The organism is Sphingomonas oligophenolica, from assembly GCF_006438955.1.
Lineage (GTDB): Bacteria > Pseudomonadota > Alphaproteobacteria > Sphingomonadales > Sphingomonadaceae > Sphingomonas > Sphingomonas oligophenolica_A.
This window is the reverse complement of record NZ_RCZK01000036.1, coordinates 1-6,647: the sequence shown is the minus strand read 5'-3', so window position 1 is coordinate 6,647 and position 6,647 is coordinate 1. Positions and strand designations below refer to the sequence as shown.

Sequence of the window (6,647 nt, the reverse complement as noted above, 5' to 3'; positions counted from 1 at the left end):
TCCGTGCCCTCAGCGGCACCGAAGCCTCAATCCGCGCGCGTCAGCGACGAAAGCGGATCGAGCGCGTGTTCGGCCACCTAAAACGCAACCTTAACCTCAGATCTTTGAAGCTGAGAGGCCTGAACGGAGCCGCCGAAGAGTTTACCATGGCAGCCGCCGCCTACAACCTCCAGCTGCTCGCCAATCGGGCCGCACCAGCCTGAGCAGCGAAGGTCGCTCGCCCGCTCGCTGCCAATGCCGGTCGTGGCGTCAGCCGCCAACTGCACGGCCTTTTTCAACAGCCTCGAACGGTTATGACGCTATTGCGAGTGCCCGCAAGTTAGCCCACGACATTGGCGTGCGCGCTGAGTACCATGGGCGGGACGGGAAAAAACGATCGACAACGACAGGGATCGCTTTCCCGAATGAAAAGCAAAACCTCTGAGATGTTCGAGGACGGCAAATCCGTTCAATCGCCGTCAGCTGCGGCATCGTTGAGAGATGCGTTACGCATAGCGACGGCTGAGGTTCATGAACGGCTTCATCATCACATAGGGTTTGCTGCGGTCCAGGCCGGAACAATCGACCACGGGACATACGCGCTACTACTAAGCCGCCCTTATGGCTTTTACCGCCCGTTCGAGGCCACAGCAGAGCTCTCACCGGAGCGGACGCGGTGGCTTGAAAGCGATTTGACTGCTTTGAACGTCGATGGGGCAGCGCGCGAGAAGCTGCCGCGCTGCTCCACGTTCCCGTCTCATTTTTCGCCGGATCATATTCTAGGCGCGCGATATGTGGTCGAAGGGTCAGCCCTTGGAGGGCGTGGAATGGCACGTCAGCTCGATGCTCTGTTGGGCCCGCAGGCCGGCGCTGGCCGACATTTCTTCAGCGGTCATGGGGCAGCGACGGGTGTCGTATGGCGGGAATATCTCGCGCTCTTATCGGCGGTCCCGAGTTCTGCGCGACGTAACACCGCTATTATCGACGGCGCGAATGCGACGTTCGCGTTATTTGAGCAATGGCTTGCCGGATGGAACAATAATCATGACTGACTCCATTCTTGAACGCGACCGGGTCGATCTGACGAATTGCGACCGCGAACCGATCCACATTCCCGGGGCGATACTGCCGCACGGCGCAATGCTGGTGCTCGAATGCGACACGCTGCGCGTCCTCCAAGCCGCCGGCGACACCGCAGGATTGCTCGGCAGACCATTAGCCGAGTTGCTGGATCGCTCGGTCGATGGGCTATTCTCGCGAGAGCAAGTGAATCTGCTCCGCGCGTTATGCAATGAAACTGACCTAGCCAAGCCGCGCCACCTGCTCGATCCCGCTCTTCGCATCGTCGCGGACCAACCCCTCGACGCCAGCGCACACCGGGTCGACAATGCTTTGGTCGTCGAGTTCGAAGCCGCCGAGATGGGCAATATGTTCGTTGCCGACCCGCTAGCCGCCGTTCAGCAGATGGTTGAGGGATTTGGCAGCGCGGCGTCGCTATACGATCTCTGCCAGATGGCGACGGCCAGCGTGCGCCGCGTCGCGCAATACGACCGGGTGATGATCTACCGCTTCATGGCCGATGGGTCCGGCTGGGTGATCGCCGAAAGCCGCATACCCGAACTCGCACCGTTTCTCGATCTCCACTATCCTGCCGCCGACATTCCCCAGCAGGCCCGCGCGCTTTATCTCAAGAGCTGGCTGCGGCTCATCACCCAGGTCGACTACGACCCCGCGCCGCTGATGCCGACGCTTAACCCACGTACCGGCAAGCCGCTCGACATGAGCTATGCCATCCTGCGCGACGTTTCGCCGATCCACCGCGAATATCTGCGCAACATGGGGATCGACGCATCGATGTCGATCTCGATCATCGTTGCGGGCAAGCTGTGGGGTTTGATCGCCTGCCATCACAACAGCCCGCGCCTTCTGCCGCGCCACCTTCGCGCGGTTTGCGAGCTGTTCGGATCGATGTTCTCTCTCCAGCTCGAAGCGCGCGAAAAGAGCGAGCAGTTCGAAGCCCGGCTGGCCAGCCGCAAGATCCTGCAGGAGTTGATGCTCAACCTCGCCGGGGTCGAGGATTATGCCTACGGCCTGACGCAGCAGACACCCAATCTGCTCGATTTCATCCACGGTGGCGACATTGCGCTCGATGGATCGCGCGGGGGCGGTGTCGCCGTGCGCGTCGAGGGCGAGGTGACCTTTCTTGGAACGACGCCCACCCGCGCGGAAATTCTCGCGCTGACCGAATGGCTGACGTCGTACATGACCGAGACCGAGGGCATTTTTTCGACCGACCGGCTGAGCGAAATCTACGCGCCGGCAAAGGCGTTCACCGATGTCGCATCGGGGCTGCTGGTAATCGCCGTGTCGCGTGATCCGTCGGATTTCATCCTGTGGTCCCGGCCGGAGCTGGTCGAGACGGCGTTGTGGGCGGGCGATCCGGCCAAACCGGTGACGATCGGTCCAAACGGTAGCGAGCGGATCTCGCCGCGCAAATCATTCGAAGTGTGGAAGCACACCGTGCGGAACCGGGCCTTGCCGTGGACTCCGGCCGAAACCGATTCCGCCTTCGATCTGCGGGTGTCGCTTCTTCAGGTGGTGCTCCGCCGGATCGAGACGGCGGGGCGGGAGCGGGCGAAAGCTCACGAGCGTGACAAGCTGTTGATGGCCGAACTCGACCACCGGGTGAAGAATACACTGGCGAATATCCAAGCGCTGGTCACGCAGTCGAGCCGCAGCGCCGAATCCGTCACCGCGTTCGTGGAGGGGCTCGACAAGCGCATTCATTCGATGGCCAAGGCACATAGCCTGTTGACTCAAAGCCGATGGGAAGGCGTGTCGGTCGAGGGACTATTGCGGGAGGAGCTGGAAGCTTACGGTTCGGCATCGGGTGTCGTTGCGCTCGCCGGGGACGATGCCGTCCTCACTCCGAAATCGGCGTTGGCGCTTTCGCTTGCGCTGCACGAGCTTGCCACCAATGCCGCGAAATACGGGGCATTCTCGGTCGCGACCGGTCACGTCGCAGTCAAATGGCATGTTCGCGACGACGGTGGGCTAGGCTTGTCATGGACGGAAGCTGGTGGGCCGCTGGTAGTCCCGCCAACCCGTCGCGGGTTTGGGTCAAGCCTGATCGAACGAGCACTGACCCTTGAGACCGGCGGTCGCGCGACGATCGACTACCGGCCGGGCGGCGTCGTTTGCGACATCGTCTTGCCGCGGGCATCGCTTGTAAAGCTCAGCGTCAAGCCGGTTGCCAAGCCCGAGCCGCTAAAAATCGAGATCGCGCAAGATGCGATGCCCGCTGCGCCCCGGCTTCTGGTCGTTGAGGATTCGTACCTGCTGATCCTTACGCTCGAAAACATGTGCGAAGACCTTGGCTGGGAGATCGTGGGACCCGCGAGCCGCCTCGACGAGGCGCTGGAGATGGCGCGAACCGAGACTTTCGACGCCGCCTTGCTCGACGTAAATCTCGATGGGGAAATGTCCTGGGGAGTCGCCGACGTGCTGACCGCGAGGGGCATCCCGTTTGCTTTCAGCACCGGTTACGATCAGACAGATATGCTTCCCAAGCATCTCGCCGGCTCCCTTGTCGTTGCAAAACCGTACCGGCTGGACGACGTCGAGCACCGACTTCGCCAGATGATGACAGCCAGTGCGCAGTTAACGGCGTAGCCGAGCTGCCGCCCAATTCGTCGTTGTCAGCACTGAATGGTTACGACATCCGGAGAATGGCGGCTTTCGCCCAGGCCGGCACCCAAAGCAGACCGAGAGCTAACCACCAATCCCGGTCATTCGGATACCCGTCAAGACGGTACCGAGCGTCAGATTTTAACCACTAGCCTGCTTTGGTCAGGCATCGGCACTACATTGCCAATGCTAACCGGGCCGCTCGCACAATACCGCCCCCATGCTTCCATCAGCTTCACCCGCGCGCCCGGCTGGCCCGGTGTGCCCAGATACGTTGTGCGCCGATAGGCGGCCTGCACCGCGTCGGGCGTCTTGTGCGCCAGCGCCGCCTCCACCACGGCATCGGGGAAGCCTTCGTTCGCGGCCCAATCGGTCAGCGCAGAGCGGAAGCCGTGAACGTGGAACGGTTCGCTCATGTCGCGCAGCACCTTCAGCAACGTCATGTCAGACATCGGCTTGGCTGCCGCGCCGGGGAAAACAACATCGGATTCTGCTAATCGCAAAGCATCTGCCTTCGCCAGCACCGCCAGAGCCGCGTGAGACAGCGGAACGATGTGCGCCTTGCCCCGCTTCATATGACCGGCGGGGACCGTCCACAGTCGCCCTTCAAGGTCAAATTCGGCCCATGTCGCCAGCCGAACCTCTTGCGACCGCGCGCCGGTCAGGATGAGAAGTTCCAGCGCCAGCCGCCCATAGGATGGCTTGCGCCGCAATGCAGTGATAAAACTGGGCAACGCGACATACGGCATCGCCTTGCGGTTTTCCCGCGCCTTCACCTGCCGGGGAAGACCGCGCCCGGCTTTCAGGCTGCCGTTGCCCGATGGGGCTTCGCGGGAACGCCAGCCTTTGGCGTGCGCGTAATCAAGCACCGCGCAAATCCGGTTGCGCACCTGTCTGGCCGTTTCGGGAATTTCCTGCCAAATCGGCGTCAGCACGGTGATAATGTCGGCGGCGGTGATTGCCCCCGTGGCCACCTCGCCCAATTTGGGAAAAGCGTAGTTTTCCAGACTGGCGAGCCACTGGCGGGCATATACGGTACTTTTCCAGCCCGCTTCGTTCTCGGTGTGATACTGGCGCGCCGCTGCGCTGAATGTCACCTTTGCGGCAGCTTCGTCCTTCTTTTCGGCCAAAACGTCGCGCCGGTCGATCTTGACCGCCCTGCGCAATCCGCTGGCCTTCTGACGCGCCTCCGCCAGCGCCAGAAGCTTGGCACTGCCCAGACCAATATCCTGCCGCTTTCCCTCGCGCTGGAGTCGCAACAGCCAGTAGGCGCCGCCGCGCTTGTCCACTTTCAGGAAAAGCCCTTCCCCGTCCTGATAGGTACCGGGATTTGCCAAAGCTGCCTTGACCGCCACCGCAGTAAGTTTGCCCATCGATTTACCCCCACATTTTTTTCTCCCATATCGGGGAGCCAATGTGTGGGGGTAAGCAGATTTACCCCCACATTACCCCCACACTACGCTCCGGTTGCACGCAAACAGCATGGAACGCAGGCAGACGGTAGCGGCTACAATACGCTTGGTTTTGTGGGACTTCTAGGGACTTAGGCGAACATCCCCGGATAAGGGGGTGGTGGACAGGGCTGGATTCGAACCAGCGTACGCTTGCACGGGCAGATTTACAGTCTGCTGCCTTTAACCACTCGGCCACCTGTCCAGGCCGCTTTTGAAAGCGAGGCGGGTCAATGGCGAAGCCGCGGCGTGCTGTCAACGTGACAGGCCAAACCAACCAGACCATGCTTGCGCCGCCCCCCGGAGCCGCATAGCAGCCGGATATTCGCCCCGTTGACGACCCCGCCGGTCGTCACCGGCCCTGTCGCCTCCAACAAGACGGATAATTGATGGCCCGCCGCGGACACCGCCCCTCGACCGGCACCGCCGGTCGCCCCCGCTTCTGGGGCCGCCACGCGGTCACCGCCGCGCTCGCCAACCCCGAACGCACCGTCCGGAAATTATGGGGAACGCGCGAGGCGCTCGCAGGGCTCGATCTGCCGACCGATCTGCCGGTGACCTTCGCCAACGTCGCCGATCTCGGCCGGCTGGTCCCCGGCGACGCGCCCCATCAGGGGCTGGTCGCCGAGGTCGAGCCGCTCGAGGACATGTGGCTCGGCGACCTGATCGAACAGGGCCGCGGCGGCAACCGCCCGCTCGTGATCCTCGACCAGGTGACCGACCCGCACAATGTGGGCGCGATCCTGCGCTCGGCGGCGGCGTTCGACGCGCTCGGCATCGTCACCCAGGACCGGCACTCGCCCGCCGAATCGGGTACCGTCGCGCGCTCGGCATCGGGCGCGCTCGAAACCGTCCCCTGGGTCCGCGTCGTCAACCTGGCGCGCGCACTCGATGAAATCCGCGAGGCCGATTACTGGCGGATCGGGCTGACCGGCCATGCCGACCAGACGCTGGCCGCCACGATCGGCGGGCTCGGTCCCGACCAGCGGATCGCGATCATCCTGGGCGCGGAGGGCGAAGGCATGCGCCACAACACCCAGACGCATTGCGACGAGCTGGCGAAACTGCCGATCAGCACCAAGGTGGAAAGCCTCAACGTCTCGAACGCCGCCGCGGTCGCGCTGTACGCGGTGACCACGCGGGGGTGAACCGCGGGGACGGGTGGTCGACGACCCCGGCAGCTTTCAGGTGTGCGCGGGCGGCAAAGCCACCCTTCGTTGGTGTCACAACCCTTCGAGGCTGTTGAAAAAGGCCGTGCAGTTGGCGGCTGACGCCACGACCGGCATTGGCAGCGAGCGGGCGAGCGACCTTCGCTGCTCAGGCTGGTGCGGCCCGATTGGCGAGCAGCTGGAGGTTGTAGGCGGCGGCTGCCATGGTAAACTCTTCGGCGGCTCCGTTCAGGCCTCTCAGCTTCAAAGATCTGAGGTTAAGGTTGCGTTTTAGGTGGCCGAACACGCGCTCGATCCGCTTTCGTCGCTGACGCGCGCGGATTGAGGCTTCGGTGCCGCTGAGGGCACGGACCTGATCACG

The 6,647-nt window shown here is 63.0% G+C and carries 6 protein-coding genes and 1 tRNA gene; 4 read left to right on the top strand and 3 right to left on the bottom strand.

The window, feature by feature from the left end; translation table 11 throughout:
• The 3 genes from EAH84_RS15635 to EAH84_RS15625 form a co-directional block, all read left to right on the top strand.
• Positions 1-203 (top strand): transposase (locus tag EAH84_RS15635; protein ID WP_140872461.1); only part of this gene is annotated, 203 nt, incomplete at its 5' end.
• A 201-nt stretch (positions 204-404) separates the two neighbouring features.
• Positions 405-1,031 carry a biliverdin-producing heme oxygenase gene (locus EAH84_RS15630; protein WP_161978438.1) on the top strand — a complete coding sequence of 209 codons (627 nt, stop codon included), beginning with the start codon at positions 405-407 and terminating at the stop codon, positions 1,029-1,031.
• The gene (locus EAH84_RS15625) at positions 1,024-3,651 is read left to right on the top strand and encodes an HWE histidine kinase domain-containing protein (protein WP_140872894.1); all 2,628 of its coding nucleotides are present in this window, start codon (positions 1,024-1,026) and stop codon (positions 3,649-3,651) included. The genes EAH84_RS15630 and EAH84_RS15625 overlap by 8 nt, the downstream gene beginning before the upstream one ends.
• Positions 3,652-3,800: 149 nt before the next feature.
• On the opposite strand, the gene EAH84_RS15620 is transcribed toward EAH84_RS15625, so the two are convergent.
• Together EAH84_RS15620 and EAH84_RS15615 are read right to left on the bottom strand one after the other, a co-directional pair.
• On the bottom strand, positions 3,801-5,039 hold the full coding sequence (locus EAH84_RS15620) for a tyrosine-type recombinase/integrase (protein WP_140872893.1): 1,239 nt from the start codon (positions 5,037-5,039) through the stop codon (positions 3,801-3,803).
• A gap of 197 nt (positions 5,040-5,236) precedes the next feature.
• Positions 5,237-5,322, bottom strand: a tRNA-Tyr gene (locus EAH84_RS15615).
• Between the two features lie 184 nt (positions 5,323-5,506).
• Between EAH84_RS15615 and rlmB the strand changes: the two genes are divergently transcribed.
• The gene (gene rlmB, locus EAH84_RS15610; protein ID WP_140872892.1) at positions 5,507-6,265 is read left to right on the top strand and encodes a 23S rRNA (guanosine(2251)-2'-O)-methyltransferase RlmB; all 759 of its coding nucleotides are present in this window, start codon (positions 5,507-5,509) and stop codon (positions 6,263-6,265) included.
• A 169-nt stretch (positions 6,266-6,434) separates the two neighbouring features.
• On the opposite strand, the gene EAH84_RS15605 is transcribed toward rlmB, so the two are convergent.
• Positions 6,435-6,647: transposase (locus EAH84_RS15605; protein WP_140872891.1), on the bottom strand; the 213-nt coding region annotated here is incomplete at its 5' end.